This is a genomic window from Brevundimonas sp. S1H14, assembly GCF_047716865.1.
Classification (GTDB): domain Bacteria; phylum Pseudomonadota; class Alphaproteobacteria; order Caulobacterales; family Caulobacteraceae; genus Brevundimonas; species Brevundimonas naejangsanensis.
Genome location: NZ_CP136679.1, coordinates 2267108 through 2286409, shown reverse-complemented (window position 1 = coordinate 2286409; position 19302 = coordinate 2267108). Strand labels below are relative to the sequence as shown.

Sequence of the window (19302 nt, the reverse complement as noted above, 5' to 3'; positions counted from 1 at the left end):
CGGTTTTTTACGGGGGCGTTTGGGTTTTGGACATACAGCCGACGGTCGTTGACGAAGTCGTGGTCACAGCGGCGCGTCTGCCGCCGGCGGCGGGGGAGGCGGCCTTTTCGGTCGTGCGGCTGGATGGGCTTGCGCTCGATCGGTCGATGCGGCTGGACGAGGCGCTGGCCAGCGTGCCTGCAGTCTCCCTGTTCAGACGCACCACCAGCCTGTCCGCCAATCCGACGACGCAGGGGATATCCCTGCGCGCCATCGCGCCGTCAGGGGCGGGGCGGACGTTGGTGACTCTGGACGGCGTGCCGCTGAATGATCCGTTCGGCGGCTGGGTCCTGTGGTCGCAACTGCCGACTGAGGCTCTGGAAAGCCTCGATATCGTGCGCGGCGCGGGGGCCGGTCCCTATGGCGCGGGCGCCTTGACCGGGGTCATCCAACTGCGCGAGCGAGAACGCGGCGGGGTGCTGGACGCCTCGATCGCCGAAAGGGGCGGGGCGCGGCTGGCCGGGGCGGGCGGGCTCGACGCCGGCCCTCTGCGCCTGACGGGCTCGGCCCTTTATGAGACCAGCGACGGCTATACGCCCGTACGCGGCGCGGCGGCCGGGACGGCGGATACTCCGCTGGATCTGACGAGCAAGGCGGCTGCGCTGCGGCTGGACGCGCCGCTGGGCGAGGCCAGTCTGTCGCTGCGCGCCTCGGCCTATGACGAAGAGCGCGGCTCGGGCCTCATGGGGGCGCGGTCCAGCGCCAGCGGCCACCTGCTGTCGGCCACGGCGGCGAAGCGGCCGCAGGACGGCGACTATGGCTGGCGACTGCAGGCCTGGCGACGCGAAAGCGATTTCGCCAATACCTCCGTCGCGGTGGCGGCGGACCGCAACGCGACCACGCCCGCCAATGATCAGTATGAGACGCCCGCAACCGGCTGGGGCGTCAACGCCGCGCTGCGCCGCGCCTCGCGCGACGTGGCGGGCGGACGGCTGGAATGGGAGCTGGGCGCCGACGCCCGCTTCAACGAGGGCGAGACCCGCGAACGCTTCCGCTTCATGGACGGCGCCTTCACCCGCGACCGCATCGCGGGCGGCGAGACTGCAGTGGCGGGCCTCTACGGCGAGGCATCGTGGCGCAACGACCTGTGGCTGGTGGCCGGGGGCCTGCGTCTGGACAGCTGGAAGAATGAGAACGGCCGCCGTCTGGAGCGTGATCGGGCCAATGGAACGGCGACCCTGGACGAGGCCGATCCCGACCGCTCGGGCGAGGTGGTCAGCGCGCGTCTGGCGGCGCGGCGCTTCCTCGGCGGCGGCTGGGCGGGGCGGGCGGCGGCCTATTCCGGCTTCCGCCCGGCGACGCTGAACGAACTGCACCGCCCGTTCCGGGTCGGCAACGACCTGACCGAGGCCAACGCCGCCCTGGTTCCCGAGACCCTTCAGGGCGTGGAGGCGGGGCTGGCCTATGAGGGGCCGATCGCGGCCTTCGGCGCGACCCTGTTCTGGAACCGGATCGAGGACGCCATAGTCAATGTGACCATCGGTGAGGGGCCGGGAACCTTCCCGCGCGCAGGCTTTGTTCCGGCCGGCGGCGTGCTGCGTCAGCGTCACAACGCCGGGACCATCGAAGCGACAGGGATCGAACTCACGGCGCGCCGCAGCCTGCCCGGCGGTCTGAGTCTGGACGGCGCCGTTTCCGTCACCGACGCCCGCATGGACGGCGGTTCGGCGGCGCCGCAGCTGACGGGCCTGCGTCCGGCCCAGGCGCCGATCTGGAGCGCCACGGCCGGGCTGGACTGGCGCGCCGGCGAACGCCTGACCCTGGCGGCCCAGGCCCGCTATGAGAGCAAGCGATTTGAAGACGACCTGAACAGCCGCGTTCTGGGCGCTGCGGTAGTGGTGGACGCCCGCGCCGAATGGCGGATGACCCCCGCCGCCATGATCTGGGCAGCCGCCGACAACCTGTTCGACGAAGCGGTCGAGGTGTCCGAGACTGGAACCGGCGTCGAGGGCTACGGCCCGCCGCGCACGCTGCGGCTGGGCGTCCGCTGGACTTACTGAGGGCGCAGGGTCCAGCGGCGGTGGGGCCTTACGCCAGCCTTGTATTGACCGGGACGCCGTTCTTGATCGCCAGGGTCACCGGCGTGCGCTCGGCCACATCGGCCAGGCGCGCGCGCTGGGCGTCATCCAGCGGACCGACAGGCGTCAGGACTCGCTCGATCCGGGGCGGATTTTCGCCGCCGAGATATTCCAGCTGAACGTCGAGCGCTTCCAGCGGCCAGTCCTTCCGCTCGGCGTACATCTTCAGCGTGATGGCCGTGCAGGCCCCCAACGCCGAGATCAGCAGGTCGAAAGGCGCAGGTCCCTGATCGTCTCCGTTCAGCCTTTGCGGCTCGTCGGCGATCAACTGGTGTTGCAGGTCGCCGCCCGTCCGGATGGCGGTCCGATAGCGGGCGGCGCCGATGTTGGCGTGTGCGATAGCCATGATGACGACTCCGATCAGGACATGGGCGGGGGAGGCGGCGTGCGGTCCGGCGGCAGGGGGATGAACTCCTGATCGTCCATGTCGGGCAGCTTCATGCGCCCGGCGCGCCAGTCGGCCTTGGCCTGTTCGATCCGGTCCTGCGACGAGGAAACGAAGTTCCACTCGATGAAACGCTCGCCTACCGGCTCGCCGCCCAGCACCATGACGGTGGTCGGCTGCAGGGCGTGGATGACCGATGGCGATCCCTTGGACAGCACCGCCATCTGGCCGTGGCCTACGGGCCTGCTGTCGTCGATCTCGACCAGCCCCTGAACGACGTAGACGGCGCTTTCGGCATGGTCGCTCGGGGTCTGGAACCGGGCGCCGGGCTCAAGCTCCAGATGCATATAGTGCAGGGGAGAGAAGGTGCTGACGCCGGCCTTCATGCCCATCGTTTCACCCGCGACCAGACGGCCTTTGACGCCGTTCTCGATCCAGGTCGGCAGGTCGCCGGGCACGACGTGCTGGAAGGACGGATCGATCTCTTCCTGCCCATTGGGCAGGGCGATCCAGGCCTGGATGCCTTCAAGACGCAGGCCCTCCATCCGCGCCCGCTCGAAGCGTTCGGAGTGGGTGACGCCGCTGCCGGCGGTCATCCAGTTGACCTCGGCCGGGCGGATGTCCTGTTGGACGCCCAGACTGTCGCGGTGGGTGATCTCGCCGTCGAACAGATAGGTCAGCGTCGAGATGCCGATGTGCGGGTGCGGGCGCACGTCGACCGTCTTGGGAATACCGGCGGGCATGTCGACCGGGCCCATGTGGTCGAAGAAGACGAACGGGCCGACCATGCGGCGCTTGGCGTAGGGCAGGACGCGGCCGACTTCAAAGCCGCCGAGGTCCTTGCGGCGCTGGTCGATGATGAGTTCGATCATGGGGGCCTCCTTGAAAGGGCGGCGGCCCGGCGATGGCCGGGCCGCCTGTTGCTCAGTGTGTCACGCTGCGGCGGGGATGTCGCCGAAGCGGCCGCTGTTGAAGTCCGTGATGGCGGTGCGGATTTCGTCCTCGCTGTTCATCACGAAGGGGCCGTAGCCGACGATGGGCTCGTCGATCGGCTCTCCGGTCAGGATCAGCAGGGTCGTGTCCGCATCGGCGCTCAGGGTCACGCCGGCGCCCTGACGGTCCAGCAGCAGGGCCTCGGCGGCGCCCGCGGGCTGGTCGCCGTTGACGGTGACATGACCCGACAGAACCACCACCATGGCCGTGTGGCCTTCGGGCAGATCCAGCGTCGTCTCGGCGTCCCGGTTCAGCCGCACGTCCCACACATTGATGGGAGTGAAGGTCGTGGCCGGGCCTTTCGAGCCCTCCATCGCGCCGGCGATGATCCGCGCGGTCCCCGCATTGTCGGGCAGGGAAACGGTCGGAATGTCGGCGTTCAGGATCGATTGGTAGCCGGGACGGGTCATCTTGTCCTTGGCGGGCAGGTTGACCCACAGCTGAACCATGCGGAAGGGGCCGCCGGTGCGCGAGAAGGCCGGAGAATGGAACTCCTCGTGCAGGATGCCGCCGCCCGCCGTCATCCACTGGACGTCGCCGGGGCCGATGATTCCGCCCTGGCCGGTCGAGTCGCGATGCTCGACCTCGCCATCATAGACGATGGTCACGGTCTCGAAGCCGCGGTGCGGATGCTGGCCCACGCCGCGCCGCTCGGTCGTCGGCTCGAAGTTGTAGGGACCGGCGTAGTCGAGCAGCAGGAAGGGGCTGACCTGTTTGCCCACGGCGTTGTAGGAAAACAGCGAACGGACGGGGAAGCCGTCGCCGACCCAATGGCCGCGGTCGTTGCCGTAACGGCCCAGAACCTTCTTCATGGTCTTGTCTCCATTCGTTGGATCGGCCGCTGGGGGCAGGGCCGATCGCGTTGAAGACTTTATGACGCTGGAACGCCGACAGGGACAGATTGCGAAATCGCCTCGCTGCGTCCTATCAATAGGACGATGAGAGACCTCAACGACCTTTATTACTTCGTGCAGGTGGTGGATCACCTCGGCTTCGCCCCGGCGGCGCGGGCGCTGGGGATGCAGAAATCCAAGCTGAGCCGCCGCATCGCCGCGCTGGAAGACCAACTGGGCACGCGGCTGATCCAGCGCTCGTCGCGCAAGTTTTCCGTCACCGAGATCGGTCAGGCCTATTACCAGCACTGCCTCGCCATGCTGGTCGAGGCCGAGGCGGCGCAGGCCCTGATCGACGGCGCCCGGTCCGAGCCGTGCGGCACGATCCGCGTCGCCTGCGCGCCGGGCTTGCTGACCTATCAGATGAGCGGGCTGATCGTGCGCTTCATGGCCCTGTATCCCGAGCTGGAGGTGCAGCTTCACAGCACCAGCCGTCGGGTGGACGTCATCGGCGAAGGGTTTGATCTGGCCATCCGCGTGCGCGAGCCGCCGCTGGAGCAGACCGATCTGGTCATGCGTAAACTGGACGAAAGCGTGCATCGCCTGGTCGCCAGCCCGGACCTGATCGCCCGCATGGGAGCGCCGACCGGTCCGGCCGATCTGGCAGGCTGGCCCAGCGTGGATTTCGGCCCGGCGCATCGCGATCATGTTTGGGCCCTGCATCATAAGGAAGGCATGACGGCGTCAGTGCGTCATGCGCCGCGTCTGGTCACCGACGACCTGCACATGCTGCACGAAGGCGCCTTGAACGGCCTGGGCGTGGGTCTGCTGCCCAGCGTGGCGGTGATGCGCGACCTGGAGGCGGGGCGGCTGATCGACCTCTTGCCGGACTGGCGGCCGAAGAAGTGGATCGTTCACGCGGTCTTCCCGTCGCGGCGGGGGCTGCTGCCTTCGGTGCGCATGCTGCTGGATTTTCTGGTCGAGGGTTGCGCCGAGCAGCAAATTCACGGCGAAAGGCTGTCGTCGCCCGATACGGCGACGCTAGCGGAGACGAAGGACTGAAATGCGTCTGGTCGGACTGTCGGGCAGCCTGCGGGCGGCCTCTTACAACAGCGCCCTGCTGCGCGCGGCGCAGGAGACGGCGCCCGCAGATGTGGAGCTGATCGCCGCGACCATCCACGGCATCCCTCTTTATGACGGCGACCTGGAGGCCGAGCAGGGCCTGCCCGAGGCCGTGGTGGCGCTGAAGGATCTGATCGCCGGTTGCGACGGGTTGATGCTGTTCACGCCGGAATACAACAACTCCATCCCCGGACCGTTCAAGAACGCCATCGACTGGCTGAGTCGGCCCAGTTCAGACATCGGTCGGGTGTTCGGCGGGCGGCCGGTGGCGGTGCTGGGCGCCTCGCCCGGACCGTTCGGGACGCTGATGAGCCAGGCCGCCTGGCTGCCGGTGTTGCGCACCCTGGGCGCGGCGCCGTGGTTCGGGGCAAGGGTGATGGTCACACGCGCGGGCGACGCCTTTGACGCCGAGGGCCGTCTGATCGACGCGGATACGCGCCGACGGTTGACTGCCTTCGTCGCCGGTTTTGCGGACCACTGTCGGGGGGCTTCGGCATGAGCGGGGAAGCCTTCGTCATTGTCGCCTATCGCCCGGACCATCGCGACGCCTGGCGCACCCTGAACGAAGCCTGGCTGGCCGAGGGCGGCTTCGCGATCGAAGCCAAGGACCGCAAGGTGCTGGGCGATCCTGAAGGCCAGATCCTGAGGCCGGGCGGGCGCATCTTCTTTGTCGAGCAGGCGGGGCAGGCCGTCGGCTGCTGCGCCCTGATGGCGATGGACGACGGCGGCTATGAGGTCGCCAAGATGACCATTGCGCCGTCCGCGCGGGGTCAGGGGCTGTCGCGGCGCCTGCTGGACGCCTGCGAGGCGGCGGCCCGCGAGGCGGGGGCGCATCGCCTCTATCTGGAGACCAGTTCGACGCTCGGCCCGGCTCTGGCGCTCTATGACAGCGTCGGCTTCGTCCGCCTGCCGCCACGCGACACGCCCTATGTCCGGGCTGACGTCTTCATGGAGAAGGGGCTGGCCTGAACCAGCGCTCATCCTTGGCGCCTACTCCTTCGACAGGTCCTGTCGCTGGAACCACGCCAGGGCCAGAAGGAAGGGGCCGAAGCTCCATAGCGCCAGTCCCGTGATGGCGCGCCAGACGGCGCCTGTGGGGACAAGGGCCGCTTCCATGCCGCCCTTGATCAGAACCTTCAGCACTTCGAAGGCGTCGCCGGGCAACAGCAGCATCGTCGCCCAGTCGCCCATCTGCCAGCCGAACAGGGGGCTCAGCTTGGCCAGGAAGAACTGGCCGACGCCGATGACCAGAGGCACGAACAGCGCCGCCAGCAGGGATCGCGTCACTGTCGCCGCCAGCAGGCCAAGCAACAGGAACTGCACCACCCGCACATAGGACAGCAGCGCCAGCAGGCCGAACGCCTGCGCCTGTTCGCCGCCGAAGCCGAAGGCGAAGCTGCGCCCGAAGATCACGCCCTTGGCGACTTCGGCGCCCATGCCGGCGATCAACAGCAGGATCAACCCGGTCAGGGTCATCAGCTTGACCGCGCCTACCTTGCCCATGATCAGGTTCGGCCGGGTGTTGCGCGCCGTGATCAACCGCCAGGTCTCCCAGCGGTAGTCGCCGGCGAAGACGGTAGCCGCGCCGATCAACAGGAAGGCCAGCACGCCGGGGTTGGCCAGACCGCCCGCCGCATCGACCAGCGACTGGCCCAGATCGACGGCGCTGGCGGTCAGTTTCAGTTCAACCGGCAGGGTCTGCATCGCCCCGTCCATCTTGGACCGAATGAACAGGAAGCTTGCGGTCGCCAGCGCCAGCGAGATCAGAGGCACGAAAACGACGCTCCAGAACACCGCCGTGCGGTTCTGCAGCAGGCGCCAGGTTTCGGCGCGGATGGCGTCGGCCAGCATCATGGGCGGCCTCCCTCGGCGGAAGAGGTTTCGGTCATGAAGACGCTTTCCAGATCGGCGCCGACCCAGCGGGCCTCGTCGATGTCCACGCCCTGTTCGATCAGGGCGCGCAGCAGGGCAGGGGCCTCGGCGCGGGGAACGGCGGCCATGACGGCGTCGTCCTGAACGCTGCCCCGCTCGCCCAGCACGGCCATGACCTTGGCCAGGGGCGTGGCGGAAAGGCGCAGACGCTCGCCCGACGCGGTCAGGTCGCTGACCCTGCCCTCGGCCGCCAGCTTGCCCCGGTTCAGGATGGCGACGCGGTCGCACACGCGCTGGACCTCCAGAAGCTGGTGGCTGGCCAGGATGATGGTCACTCCGTCGTCGTCGGCCAGACTGCGGATCAGGGCGCGCATTTCCTGGATGCCGGGCGGGTCCATGCCGCTGGTCGGTTCGTCGAGGATGACCAGATCGGGCCGGGTCATCAGGGCGGCGGCGACGCCCAGCCGTTGCATCATGCCGACCGAGAAGCCGCGCACCTTGCGGTCGGCCGCCTCGGACAGGCCGACCCGATCCAGCCAGCGGTCGGTCTCTGCGTCAGCGCCCATTCCGTGCGCCAGCGCCAGCCAGCGCAGGGCCTGGCGCGCGGTAAGATAGGGCGGATAGCGCGGCGTCTCGATCATCGAGCCCATGCGACGGGTCACAGCCGGATCGCCGGTCGGCTGGCCCATGACCCGCACCTCGCCCGCCGTGGGCCGGATCAGGCCCAGCAGGATGCGAAATAGCGTCGACTTTCCAGCGCCGTTCGGCCCCAGCACGCCATAGACCCCGCCGCGCGGTATGCTGAGACTGAGGCCGTCAAGGGCGCGCACCGCGCCATAGGTCTTGGTCAGGCCGTTCGTTTCGATAACGCTGGTCATGGATGGGAGCGTGGCCCGGAGTTGAAAAACCGGCAAGCCGTCTTCTGTCTGTTGTGGATTAAGCTTAGGCAATATTCGCGAGAAAGTCGGTTTCCGGGAGTTCCTCATGTTTGATCGTCTGTTCGGCCTGGCGCGCGCCGCCGTCCTGACGCTGGCCGTCGCTGCCTGCGCCACTACGCCGCCCCCGTCGCCGGTCGAAACGGCTCAGGCGCCGAACGTCATCCTGATCTCCATCGACGGTTTCCGCGCGGACTATCTGGAGCGCGGGGCGACGCCGGTGCTGGCGCAGCTGGCGGCCGAGGGGGCGTCGGGGCCGATGAAGCCGTCCTTCCCCAGCGTGACCTTCCCTAATCACTACACACTCGTCACCGGCCTGCATCCCGATCATCACGGCATCGTCGGCAACAATATGGTCGACGCCGAACTGGGCCGCTTCTCGCTTAGCAACAAGCAGGCGGTCACCGACCGCCGCTGGTGGGATCAGGGCGAGCCGATCTGGGTCTCGGCCGAGCGGCAGGGCGTGAAGACGGCCACCATGTTCTGGCCGGGCTCCGAAGCTGACATTCGCGGGGTGCGTCCCAGCTATTGGATGCCTTTCGACCAGTCGATGCCGGGCGACATCCGCGTCGATCAGGTGCTGGCCTGGATGGACCTGCCCGCCGCCCAGCGCCCGGTCCTGACCACCCTCTATTTCGATATCGTCGACACCATGGGTCACAACCACGGCCCGGATGCGCCGCAGACGCTGGAAGCGATGCGCTCGGTCGACGCCTCCATCGGGCGTCTGGTGGAGGGACTGAAGGCGCGGGGTCTGTATGACAACACCGTGCTGGTGGTGGTGTCGGATCACGGCATGGCGGCGACCTCGCCGGACCGCGTCACCGTGCTGGACGACATCATTGATCCGGCTGCCGTGCAGATCGTCTATTCGGGCGCAGTCGCCTTCCTCAATCCGGTCGAGGGCCGTGAGGCCGAGGTGGAGCAGGCGCTGCTGGGCTCGCGCCCTCATCTGGACTGCTGGCGCAAGAGCGAGATTCCGGCGCGGCTGGCGCTGGGCTCGAACCCGCGCGTCTCGGCCATCGTCTGCGCGTCCGAGCCGGGCTGGCTGCTGGCGACTAAGGCGCGCCCGGTCACCCGGTCCGGCGGCGCCCACGGCTATGACAACGCCGCCCCCGAGATGCAGGCGATCTTCATCGCCCACGGTCCGGGCGTGATTGCAGGGCGGCGGCTGCAGAACCTGGACAGCGTCGACGTCCAGCCTTTCCTGGCCCGCCTGCTGGGCGTGACGGCACCGCGGGGCGACGGTGACCCGAACGATACGCTTCCGGTGACGCAGCGCTGAGCGACTGATCGAGGTATGGGCTGGAAAAGGGCAGCAGAGTAGAACGGCGCTCCACCTCCGCGAGCATCCATGTCCCTGCATATCCCCAAGGTCCGCCGTGCGGCGATCGCCTTCATCCTTGTGACGGCGGTGCTGGACATCGTGGCGATGGGGATCGTCATTCCGGTCCTGCCGCATCTGATCGAGGAGTTTGTCGGGTCGAACGCGCGGGCAGGCCTGCTGAATGGCGTGTTTGTGGCCCTGTGGGCGGGGATGCAGTTCCTGGCCTCGCCGGTGATCGGCTCGCTGTCGGATCAGTACGGGCGCCGCCCGGTCATCCTGATCAGCTGCGCCGGGCTGGCGGCGGATTATGTCTTGATGGCGCTGGCGCCGAACTTGTGGTGGCTGGCGGTCGGGCGACTCGTGGCGGGCGTCACCTCGTCCAGCTTCACCACCATCTACGCCTATATGGCCGACATCACCGAGCCGGAAAAACGCGCCCGCGCCTATGGGCTGATCGGCGCGGCCTTCTCGGGCGGATTCGTGCTGGGGCCGGTGCTGGGCGGCTTCCTGGGCGAGTTCGGACCGCGCGTGCCCTTCTGGGTGGCAGGGGCCCTATCGGGCTTGGCCTTCCTGTACGGCCTGTTCATCCTGCCGGAGAGCCTGGCGCCCGAGAAGCGGATGCCTTTCAGCTGGCGCCGCGCCAATCCGATCGGCGCCATGATCCTGCTGAAGCGTCACGCCGAGCTGGCGGGCCTCGCGGTCGTGAACTTCCTGCTCTATTTCGCCCACCACGTGTTTTCGGCGGTCTTCGTCCTTTACGCCGGGCTGCGTTACGGCTGGGGGCCGTGGCAGGTCGGGGCCTTGCTGGCCATGGTCGGGGTGCTGGACATGATCGTTCAGGGCGTGCTGGTCGGCCCGGCGTCCAAGCGGTTCGGGGACCGAGCGACCATGATCTTCGGCCTGTGCGGCGGGGCTGTGGGCATCGCACTGATGGGCTGGGCGCCGACGGGCGTCGCCTTCATCGTCGCCATGTTCCCCAACGCCCTGTGGGGCCTCGCCATGCCGACGCTTCAGTCCCTGATGACCCGCCGCGTCGGCGAGAGCGAACAGGGCCAGCTGCAGGGCGCCAACATGAGCGTCGCCTCCATCGCCGGCGTGGCCTCGCCCCTGTTCTTCGGCTGGATCTATTCGGTGTCGGTGGGCGAGGGGATGTTGGGGCCCAATCCGGGGCTGGCCTTCTATCTGGCCTCCGTCGTGCTGGCGCTCGGGGCGTTGATCGGCTTCCTGACCGCGCGCCGGGCGGAACGGGACGAGGTCACGTCCGTTTGATCGCCGCCGCGCCCCGGATCGAACGACGGCCTTGATCCTGTCGAAAAGCCGAGGCGGAATGGATGCAACGCCCAAGCTTGTAGAACCGGGACGAGATGAAGACTTCCAGACTGGCCATCGCCGCCGCCCTGATCCTGTCCGCCTGCGGCCAGCCGCAGCCCACCAAGGCGCAGGAAGGCGTCTTCGCCGAACAGCCCCGCGTCGCCCCGCGCGACGCCGGTTCGCTGAAGACCAGCTTCGCCCCCGTGGTGCGCGAGGCCGCCCCCGCCGTGGTGAATATTTCGGCGCGAGGCGTCCAGCGCGTGCGCGATCCCTTCTTTGAACTGTTCGGGGGCGGGCCGCAGTCGCGCGTGACCGGCTCCATCGGTTCGGGCGTGATCGTGCGTCCGGACGGGATCGTCGTGACCAACAATCACGTCATCCAGAACATGCAGGAGATCCGCGTCACCCTGAACGACCGGCGCGAATATCCGGCCAAGGTGCTGCTGGCGGACGAGCGGTCCGACATCGCCGTGCTGCAACTCGAGAACCTGGACGGCGACCTGCCGGTCCTGCGGATCGACGATCAGGAACAGCAGCAGGTCGGCGATCTCGTGCTGGCCATCGGCAACCCGTTCGGCGTCGGCCAGACGGTGACCAACGGCATCATCTCGGCCCTGAACCGCACCGAGACGGGCATCAGCGATTCCGGCTCCTTCATCCAGACTGACGCGCCGATCAATCCGGGCAACTCGGGCGGCGCCCTGGTCGATATGGACGGCGAACTGATCGGCATCAATACGGCCATCTTCTCGCGCTCGGGCTCGTCCAGCGGCGTCGGCTTCGCCGTGCCTGCGGCCATGGTCAAGCGGGTGGTGGATTCGGCTGTCGGCGGCGCCAAAGCGGTCGAGCGCGCCTGGTTGGGGGTCAAGGGCGATACGGTCAGCGCCGACATCGCCCGCAGTCTGGGCCTTGAGCGGCCGCAAGGGTTGATGGTCACCGACGTCTACGCCGGCGGGCCGGGCGCGCGCGCAGGTATCCAGCAGGGCGATGTGATCACCGCCATCGACGGCGCAGAGGTCAATGACCAGGGCGGCCTGAACTTCCGTGTCGGCACCAAGTCGCCCAACGCTTCCGTCGCCGTCACGGTGCTGCGCGACGGCCGGACCCAGACGCTGAACGCCCGCGTCTCGACCCTGCCGGGCGATGCTGATCCGGGACAGGGTACGGTCGTGGGGCAGGGGGCGCTGGCCGGACTTCAGGGCGTGGCGCTGAACCCTGCGCTGGCCGACCGTCTGGGCGGCGATCCCTTTACCAGCGGCGTGGTGGTGACGGGCTTGCAGCGTAACAGCGTCCCGGCCCGCATCGGTCTGCGTCCCAACGATCTGGTGGTGCAGGTGGACGGCCGTGCCGTGACCTCGGTCTCGGCCCTCGGCCGCGCGCAGCGGGGCTCGGAATTGACCATCGTTCGCGGCGGCCGCCGTTTGACGGGCCGCTTGCCGTAAGGAAACCGACACCGCGTTTCTCCCTCCCCTTCATGGGGAGGGTGGTCGCGAAGCGACCGGGTGGGGAGGGCTCGGTGATGAGGGCGCGGCGCTTGATTAGCCTAGCCGCCCCCACCCGTCTTCGGCCTGCGGCCTCAGCCTCCCTCCCCATGAAGGGGAGGGAGAGGCGCGCGCGTGTTCTGACGCTGACGGCGGCGGGGTCTTACCCCTTCTGCGGTCCGCCGATGCTCCACAGGTGTCCGAACGGATCGCGGACCTGGCCGTAGCGGTCGCCCCAGAACTGGTCCTCCAGCGGCATGACCGGAATCGCGCCGTTGACCAGGGCGCGGCCCCACCATTCGTCGGCGTCGTCGACCTGAAGATGCAGGCTGACGCCGACCGGCTTGATGTCGGCCTCGCCGGTCCATTCTGGGAATTCGTCAGCCAGCATGAGGCTGCCGCCATTGATGCGCAGATGGGCGTGCAGCAGACGTTCGCCGTCCTCGGCGGGCATCCGCATGACTTCCTCGGCCCCGAAGGCGCGGGCGTAGAATTCGATCGCTGCGGCGGCGCCACGCGAGGGAATGGTCAGATGGGGCGTCACCCCGCCGCGCGGTCCCTGTTCAGCCTTGGGTTCTGTCATGCGATTCCTCCTTGGAGGCGTTGTAGCGGGTGCAGTCGCCCGAACGAACGCCTATCTAGAGCGTTCCATGACTGATTTGTTCGAAGCTTCCGGCATTCATCCTCCCGACGCGCCGCTCGCCGACCGTCTGCGCCCGCAGGCGCTCGATCAGGTGGTGGGTCAGGACCACCTGTTGGGCGAAGGCGGGCCGATCCGTCGCATGATCGAGGCCGGGCGCCTCGGCTCCATGATCCTGTGGGGTCCGCCGGGCACGGGCAAGACGACGATCGCCCGCCTGTTGGCGAAGGCGGCGGGCTATGAATACCAGTCGATCAGCGCCGTCTTCTCAGGCGTCGCCGACCTGAAAAAAGCATTTGAAGCCGCGCGGATGCGTCGGGCGGCGGGGCAGCAGACCCTGCTGTTCGTGGACGAGATCCACCGCTTCAACCGCGCCCAGCAGGACGGTTTTCTGCCCTTCGTGGAGGAGGGGATCGTCACCCTGGTCGGCGCCACGACCGAGAACCCCAGCTTCGAGCTGAACGGCGCCCTGCTGTCGCGCAGCCAGGTCTATGTGCTGAAGCGGCTGGACGACGCCTCGCTGGATCTGTTGCTGGACCGGGCCGAGGCGCTGATGGGCAAGTCCCTGCCGCTGACGCCAGAGGCGCGGCAGGCCATGCTGGCGCTGGCGGACGGCGATGGCCGCTATCTGCTGACCATGTCCGAGGTGCTGTTCGATCTGACGGACGTCGAGCCGCTGGACGTGCAGGCCCTGGCGGGCGTGCTGCAGAAACGCGCACCCGCCTACGACAAGTCGCGCGAAGAGCACTACAACCTCATCTCCGCCCTGCATAAGTCGGTGCGCGGGTCGGACCCGGACGCGGCGCTCTACTGGCTGGCGCGGATGCTGAACGGGGGCGAGGACCCCCTGTATCTGGCGCGGCGGATCGTGCGCATGGCGGTCGAGGACATCGGTCAGGCCGACCCCCTGTCCATCCTGGTCGCCAATGCGGCCAAGGATACCTACGACTTCCTCGGCTCGCCCGAGGGGGAGCTGGCTCTGGCCCAGGCGGTCGTCCACCTGGCCACGGCGCCGAAGTCGGTCGGGGTCTATGAAGCCTTTAAGGCGGCCAAGCGCGCCGCTCACGAGACCGGCTCCCTGATGCCGCCCGCCCATATCCGCAACGCCCCGACCAGGCTGATGAAGTCGCTGGGCTACGGCAAGGGCTACCAATACGACCCCGACACGCCCGAGGGCTTCTCCGGCGCCGACTTCTTCCCTGACGAGATGGAGCGCCGCACCTTTTACAAACCCAAAGGGGAGGGCCACGAAGAGAAGGTCAAGGCGCGCCTGGAACGCTGGGCGGCGATGCGGGCGCGGATGCAGGCGGACAAGGCATAGGCGTCTACCGCCCGCGCAATGCCTTCGGCGGTCGGTGAACAGCGTTCATTGTTGTGCGTATCTTAGGAGCGTAAGCTGAACCTCCCAACTGCGGAGGCGGCTATGGTCGATGTTGTGCGACGTATGTCGACGCCCTGGCATGTGTGGCTGGTCGGCGTGCTGTCCTTCCTGTGGAATGCGCTTTTCGTCTGGCAGTGGATGCTGCAGGTGACGGGTGATCCAGCCTATTGGGCCGGCATGACCCCGGCCGAGGCCGCCTATCTGCGCGCCGTGCCTCTGTGGACCGATGTCGCGGTCGGGATCGCCTTCTGGGGCGGGCTGCTGGCGGCGGTGCTGCTGCTGTTGCGACGGCGACAGGCGACGCTGGTGTTCGCCGTGGCGCTCATCGCCATGCTGGCGGACACGGCCTACATCCATTTCATGAGCAATGGGCGCGAGATCATGGGGCCGGTCGGCGTGGCGTTCGGCCTGGTCATCATCGCTGTCCTGATCGCCCAGACCGCCTATTGCGCCTGGATGGGTCGGTGCCGCGTGATCGTCTGAGGCGCGGCCGAAGCCCTTGTTGCGGCGGCCTATTTCGGCGTAGTTTTCGGCGCTCAAGGCTCTGGGGGAAGAATGATGGTCGATATTTCAAAGCGCTCGACGGCGCCGTGGCACCTGTGGGCCATCGCTGTGGCCTCGGTGCTCTGGAACGGCGTCGGTGTCTGGCAATGGTACCAGAAGGTGACCGGCGCGCAGGCCTATTGGAGCGCTCTGACAATGGAGCAGGTCTTCTATCTGCGCTCGGCGCCGATGTGGACGGACGTGGCCTTCGGCGTGGCGGTGTGGTGCGGTCTGCTGGGGGCGCTGATGCTGTTGCTGCGGCGCAAGCTGGCGTTCAACGCCTTCGTCGCGGGCCTGATCGCCATGCTGGCGCACTCGGTCTATGTGCTGGCGCTGAGCAATGGGCGCGAGGTGTTGGGTGCTGCGGGGCTGGCCTCTGTCGTGGCGGTCGCCGCCGTCTTCGTCATCCAGATCGCCTATGCCCACTGGGCGCGCCGCAAGGGTCTGATCCGCTGAGGGGCCTGATCTCCTGAGAGGCATGGCGAAGCGCCGTCTGCTCCGCTAAAGGCTCGGCGGGTGAAGACCCGCCAGCCTGTTTCCCTGACCGAAGAAGAGATCGCCGCCGTCCGTTCCTGGGTGGTGCATGAAGACGCGCATCTGATCGCCTTCAACAAGCCCTCGGGCCTGTCCAGTCAGGGCGGCCGCATTCAGGCGCATACGCTGGACGACTTGCTGTGGGCTTTCGCCCGATCCAACGGCAAGCGGCCCGAGCTGGTGCATCGGCTGGATCGCGACACGTCTGGCGTCATTCTGGCCGCCAAGACCAAGCCCGCCGCCGGTTTCTTCGGCAAGGCGATGCAGATGCGCAAGTTCCAGAAGACCTATCTGGCGCTGGTCGCGGCCGCCCCGGAGCCCAAGTCCGGTCGCATCACCTCTGCCCTGCGTCGCGAGGAGATCGGCCGTGAAAGCTATATGCGGGTCGTGGATTTCGATGCGCCGGGCGCGCAGGGGGCCGCCAGCGGCTATCGCACCCTGGCCTCCAGTCAGGACGGGGCGGTGGTCGAACTGTCGCCGGAGACGGGACGGATGCACCAGCTTCGGGTCCACATGGCCTCCATCGGGCGTCCTCTGGTCGGCGACGTCCGCTATGGCGGCGCCCTGACCTTCGCCGGGCGCGCGGCGCCGCGCCTGATGCTGCACGCGGCGAAGCTGAGCTTTCCCCACCCGGACGGCGGGCGCGTGACGGTCGAGGCGCCGGAGCCGGAAGATTTCGTCGCCCTGCGCGACGCAGGGGGGCTTTAGGCGCTTCATCCCCTGTTCAGCTTCATGGCGGAACAATCCGGCTCGCCCGCGCGCTGTTCGGGCGTGGGAGACACGCGCATGAAACGCCTTGCCATCGTCACGATCGCCGCCTCGACCCTGGCCTTGACCGCCTGCGCCAGCCTGGCGCCCTATGGCCAGCAGATGGGGCCGAACGGGCAGGGCTATTCCGAACAACAGATCGAGCGCGACCGCTTCCGCGTGACTTACAAGGGCGTGGGCGCGCCCGGTCCGGTGGCGGACATGGCCCTGTTCCGCGCCGCCCAACTGACGGTCGAGCAGGGCTACGACTGGTTCGAGGTGACGCAGCGCTGGATCGACGGTCGTCCCGACAGCGCGGGCGGCGTGCGTCCCAGCGTGTCGGTGGGCGCCAGTTCCGGCCGTTACGGCGGATGGTCGACCTCGGGCGTCGGCGTGGGCCTCGGCTTCGACCTCAGCGGACCACAGCCGACCTCGACGACGCTGGAGGTCGTTATGGGGCGCGGCCAGCGCCCGGATCGCCGGGAAGCCTATGACGCGCGCGGGGTGCAGGACGCGATTCGTCCGCGCCTGTAAGTCCTAGAAGAGCCAGCGCGCCATCGCGGCCGCGAAGGCCAGCAGCGGGATCAGCAGCAGAATCTCCAGCCCGATAGCGCGCCGGGCGGCGGTCAGTTCGGCCTGTGGTGGAATATAGCCGGGGGCGGTCTTCCCTGCCTTGCGCCATTTCAGGATCAGCAACGTCGGCCGGATCGAGATCAGGCCGATCAGGGCGAAGGTCGCGATCTTGGCCCAGAAGAAGGGGTTGGCTTCATAGAAGGCCCAGCCCTTGCCGCCCATCACCCGTCCCACCCCGACCAGAACGATCAGCAGGGCTGTGACCCCATAGCCCGCGTCCAGTCTGGCCAGTCGCTTCACCGGCGGTTCGGGGGTGCGCAGCAGCGCCAGCTCTGACGCCAGCATGACGATCAGGCCCAGGAACAGCAGGTGATGCAGGATGGCGAGGACAAGGTCGTGCATGGCGGCCTTCGCAAATGGGGTCGGAACAGTATATGCCGCCAGCATGACACGTTTCTTGCTGGTGGCGATCGGCGGCGGCCTGGGGGCGATGGCGCGCTATGGTCTGGGCCTGGCGGCAGGTCGCCTGGCGCCGGGCGCGGCCTGGCCGTGGGCGACGCTGACCGTCAATGTCGCGGGCGGCCTGCTGATGGGACTGCTGGCCGGCTGGCTGGCGCTTAAGGCGGGGGCGGGACAGGAGAGCATTCGCCTGTTCGCCGCCGTCGGCGTGTTGGGCGGCTTCACGACCTTTTCCGCCTTCTCACTGGAAACGGCCCTGATGATCGAACGCCGTGAAATCGTCCCGGCTTTGGTTTATGCGGCGGGTTCGGTGGTTCTCGCCATCGCCGCCCTGTTCGTCGGCCTGATGATCGCGCGCAAACTGTTTACCGGAGTGGGCGCATGAGCCGCGAAGTCCAGACCCTCTATGTCGCCGAGGATGAAGACGACATCCGCCTGGATCGCTGGTTCAAGCGACGCTGGCCGCACCTGACCCATATCCAGGTCGAGAAGATGGCCCGCAGCGGCCAGATCCGCGTTGACGGCTCGCGCGTCAAGCCGCAGGATCGCCTGACCGCGGGCGCCGCCGTGCGCGTGCCGCCGCTGCCGGACGCCAATCCGCGCAAGCCCGGCGACCTGCATGAACTGACCGAGCGCGACATCGCCTACGCCAAGTCGCTGGTGCTTTATGAAGATCACATGGTCATCGCCCTGAACAAGCCGCACGGTCTGGCCGTGCAGGGCGGCACCAAGACGACCAAGCACGTCGATCGCCTGCTGTCGGCCTGGGGCGAGGGGATGGAGCGCCCGCGCCTGGTTCACCGTCTGGACCGCGACACCTCGGGCGTCCTGCTGCTGGGCAAGGGGCCGGAAGCGGCCAAGCGCCTGGCGGGCGCCTTCGCCCGTCGTCAGGCGAAAAAGACTTACTGGGCCATCGTCATCGGCAACCCCAAGCCTTCGGCGGGCCAGATCGACATGGCTCTGAAGAAGACGGGCATCAACGACTTCGAGATGATGCGCCCGGCCGAGCCCAAGGACCCCAAGGGCGAACCGGCCGAAACGGCCTTTGCCACGATCAGCCGCGCCGCCCACCGCGCCGCCTGGATGGCGCTGCGCCCCTTTACCGGCCGGACGCACCAGTTGCGCGCCCACATGGCGGCCATCGGCCATCCCATCCTGGGCGATCCCAAATACGGCGACGACAGGTCCCGCGAACTGTCCGGCCCGCTGAAGCTGCAGCTTCACGCCCGCCGCATCGAGCTGGACCACCCCGGCGGCGGCAAGCTGATCGTCGAGGCGCCGCTGAGCCCCGAGATGAAGGCCGGCTTCAACCACTTCGGCTTCTCCGAGGACGAGGCCGACGAGGATCCCTTCGAGGGCGTGCGGCGGATGCGATGAGGCCGCTCGCCGTTTTCGATATCGACGGCACGCTGGTCGACAGCCGGGCCTCCATCTATCGCGCGGCCTGCGAGGCGGCGCAGGTGCTGGGCCTGCCCGAGCCGGAATACGATCGGGTGCGTCAGATCGTGGGCCTCAGCCTGCATCACGCCCTGCATGTGCTTGAGCCGTCGCTGACGGACGCTGAACTGGCGGATTTCGTCGCCGCCTTTCAGGCCAGTTTCCGGGCCATGTATGAGGCGGGTCATGAGGAGCCGCTCTATCCCGGCGTGATGGACACCCTGCGGCGGTTGAAGCGCGACGGCTGGCGGCTGTCGCTGGCGACGGGTCAGAACCGGCGCGGCGTCGCCCGCAACCTGGCGCGGCCCGAATGGAGCGACCTTTTCCTGTCCAGCCACTGCGCCGAGGACGGGCCGGGCAAGCCGGACCCGGCCATGCTGCGCGCCGCCATGACCGCCTGCGGCGCGGATGCGGCCTCTACGACCATGATCGGCGACACCAGCCACGACATCGCGATGGCCGTGGCGGCGGGGGTGCACCCGCTGGGGGTCGGCTGGGGCTTCCATACGGTTGAGGAGCAGGCCGACGCGGGCGCTCTGCATATCGCCGTTGATTTTCCTGACCTGGAGGCGGCGCTGGATCGGTTCGCCTCGACCAAGCTGTTCGCCTAGA

At 68.1% G+C, this 19302-nt stretch carries 22 protein-coding genes; 15 read left to right on the top strand and 7 right to left on the bottom strand.

Annotated features, from left to right (window positions below; translation table 11 throughout):
- The first annotated feature begins 26 nt into the window (after positions 1–26).
- Entirely contained in the window at positions 27–2039 is a 2013-nt protein-coding gene (locus RSD66_RS11220; protein WP_415287804.1) for a TonB-dependent receptor, read from the top strand.
- 28 nt (positions 2040–2067) lie between these two features.
- On the opposite strand, the gene RSD66_RS11215 is transcribed toward RSD66_RS11220, so the two are convergent.
- Genes RSD66_RS11215 through RSD66_RS11205 form a run of 3 tightly spaced genes read right to left on the bottom strand, consistent with a single transcriptional unit; the run spans position 2068 to position 4307 of the window.
- On the bottom strand, positions 2068–2463 hold the full coding sequence (locus RSD66_RS11215) for an OsmC family protein (protein WP_415287803.1): 396 nt from the start codon (positions 2461–2463) through the stop codon (positions 2068–2070).
- 14 nt (positions 2464–2477) lie between these two features.
- Entirely contained in the window at positions 2478–3374 is an 897-nt protein-coding gene (locus tag RSD66_RS11210) for a pirin family protein (protein WP_415287802.1), read from the bottom strand.
- Between the two features lie 60 nt (positions 3375–3434).
- Positions 3435–4307, bottom strand: a complete 873-nt coding sequence (locus RSD66_RS11205; RefSeq protein ID WP_119412352.1) for a pirin family protein — start codon at positions 4305–4307, stop codon at positions 3435–3437.
- Between the two features lie 126 nt (positions 4308–4433).
- Here RSD66_RS11205 and RSD66_RS11200 point away from each other — a divergent pair, with 126 nt between their 5' ends.
- From RSD66_RS11200 to RSD66_RS11190, 3 genes are read left to right on the top strand one after another with little or no spacing between them, the layout of a single operon-like run.
- A complete protein-coding gene (locus tag RSD66_RS11200; RefSeq protein WP_415287800.1) occupies positions 4434–5390 on the top strand; it encodes a LysR substrate-binding domain-containing protein in 957 nt (318 codons plus the stop codon).
- Position 5391: 1 nt separating this feature from the next.
- Positions 5392–5949: an NADPH-dependent FMN reductase gene (locus RSD66_RS11195; protein WP_415287798.1), complete on the top strand. Its 558-nt coding sequence runs from the start codon at positions 5392–5394 to the stop codon at positions 5947–5949.
- Positions 5946–6419 (top strand): GNAT family N-acetyltransferase, encoded by a 474-nt coding sequence (locus RSD66_RS11190; RefSeq protein ID WP_415287797.1) that lies wholly within the window; start codon positions 5946–5948, stop codon positions 6417–6419. Before RSD66_RS11195 ends, RSD66_RS11190 begins: the two co-directional genes overlap by 4 nt.
- Positions 6420–6440: 21 nt before the next feature.
- On the opposite strand, the gene RSD66_RS11185 is transcribed toward RSD66_RS11190, so the two are convergent.
- Positions 6441–7304, bottom strand: coding sequence for a hypothetical protein (locus RSD66_RS11185; RefSeq protein ID WP_415287795.1), 864 nt, complete (start codon positions 7302–7304; stop codon positions 6441–6443).
- On the bottom strand, positions 7301–8200 hold the full coding sequence (locus tag RSD66_RS11180) for an ABC transporter ATP-binding protein (protein ID WP_119412453.1): 900 nt from the start codon (positions 8198–8200) through the stop codon (positions 7301–7303). The genes RSD66_RS11185 and RSD66_RS11180 overlap by 4 nt, the downstream gene beginning before the upstream one ends.
- Positions 8201–8306: 106 nt before the next feature.
- On the opposite strand from RSD66_RS11180, the gene RSD66_RS11175 reads away from it, so the two are divergent.
- The 3 genes from RSD66_RS11175 (at position 8307) to RSD66_RS11165 (ending at position 12337) form a co-directional block, all read left to right on the top strand.
- Positions 8307–9542 carry an ectonucleotide pyrophosphatase/phosphodiesterase gene (locus RSD66_RS11175; RefSeq protein WP_415287794.1) on the top strand — a complete coding sequence of 412 codons (1236 nt, stop codon included), beginning with the start codon at positions 8307–8309 and terminating at the stop codon, positions 9540–9542.
- A 69-nt stretch (positions 9543–9611) separates the two neighbouring features.
- Positions 9612–10853: a TCR/Tet family MFS transporter gene (locus RSD66_RS11170; protein WP_415287793.1), complete on the top strand. Its 1242-nt coding sequence runs from the start codon at positions 9612–9614 to the stop codon at positions 10851–10853.
- Positions 10854–10948: 95 nt separating this feature from the next.
- Positions 10949–12337, top strand: coding sequence for a Do family serine endopeptidase (locus RSD66_RS11165; protein ID WP_024353941.1), 1389 nt, complete (start codon positions 10949–10951; stop codon positions 12335–12337).
- Positions 12338–12539: 202 nt separating this feature from the next.
- On the opposite strand, the gene RSD66_RS11160 is transcribed toward RSD66_RS11165, so the two are convergent.
- Positions 12540–12959, bottom strand: coding sequence for a VOC family protein (locus tag RSD66_RS11160; protein WP_415287792.1), 420 nt, complete (start codon positions 12957–12959; stop codon positions 12540–12542).
- Between the two features lie 67 nt (positions 12960–13026).
- Between RSD66_RS11160 and RSD66_RS11155 the strand changes: the two genes are divergently transcribed.
- From RSD66_RS11155 to RSD66_RS11135, 5 genes are all read left to right on the top strand, one after another.
- Positions 13027–14337, top strand: a complete 1311-nt coding sequence (locus RSD66_RS11155) for a replication-associated recombination protein A (protein ID WP_415287791.1) — start codon at positions 13027–13029, stop codon at positions 14335–14337.
- A 123-nt stretch (positions 14338–14460) separates the two neighbouring features.
- Positions 14461–14880, top strand: coding sequence for a hypothetical protein (locus tag RSD66_RS11150; protein ID WP_415287789.1), 420 nt, complete (start codon positions 14461–14463; stop codon positions 14878–14880).
- 75 nt (positions 14881–14955) lie between these two features.
- Positions 14956–15396, top strand: coding sequence for a hypothetical protein (locus tag RSD66_RS11145; RefSeq protein ID WP_233551861.1), 441 nt, complete (start codon positions 14956–14958; stop codon positions 15394–15396).
- A gap of 60 nt (positions 15397–15456) precedes the next feature.
- Positions 15457–16182: an RluA family pseudouridine synthase gene (locus RSD66_RS11140; protein WP_415287787.1), complete on the top strand. Its 726-nt coding sequence runs from the start codon at positions 15457–15459 to the stop codon at positions 16180–16182.
- 78 nt (positions 16183–16260) lie between these two features.
- Positions 16261–16755, top strand: coding sequence for a CC0125/CC1285 family lipoprotein (locus tag RSD66_RS11135; protein ID WP_024353947.1), 495 nt, complete (start codon positions 16261–16263; stop codon positions 16753–16755).
- Between the two features lie 3 nt (positions 16756–16758).
- Here RSD66_RS11135 and RSD66_RS11130 read toward each other — a convergent pair whose 3' ends face one another.
- Entirely contained in the window at positions 16759–17196 is a 438-nt protein-coding gene (locus RSD66_RS11130) for a DUF2214 family protein (RefSeq protein WP_415287786.1), read from the bottom strand.
- 43 nt (positions 17197–17239) lie between these two features.
- On the opposite strand from RSD66_RS11130, the gene crcB reads away from it, so the two are divergent.
- Genes crcB through RSD66_RS11115 form a run of 3 tightly spaced genes read left to right on the top strand, consistent with a single transcriptional unit; the run spans position 17240 to position 19301 of the window.
- A complete protein-coding gene (gene crcB, locus RSD66_RS11125) occupies positions 17240–17638 on the top strand; it encodes a fluoride efflux transporter CrcB (RefSeq protein ID WP_415287784.1) in 399 nt (132 codons plus the stop codon).
- Positions 17635–18630, top strand: coding sequence for an RluA family pseudouridine synthase (locus RSD66_RS11120; protein ID WP_415287783.1), 996 nt, complete (start codon positions 17635–17637; stop codon positions 18628–18630). The genes crcB and RSD66_RS11120 overlap by 4 nt, the downstream gene beginning before the upstream one ends.
- Positions 18627–19301: an HAD-IA family hydrolase gene (locus RSD66_RS11115; RefSeq protein WP_024353951.1), complete on the top strand. Its 675-nt coding sequence runs from the start codon at positions 18627–18629 to the stop codon at positions 19299–19301. The genes RSD66_RS11120 and RSD66_RS11115 overlap by 4 nt, the downstream gene beginning before the upstream one ends.
- Position 19302: the final 1 nt, after the last annotated feature.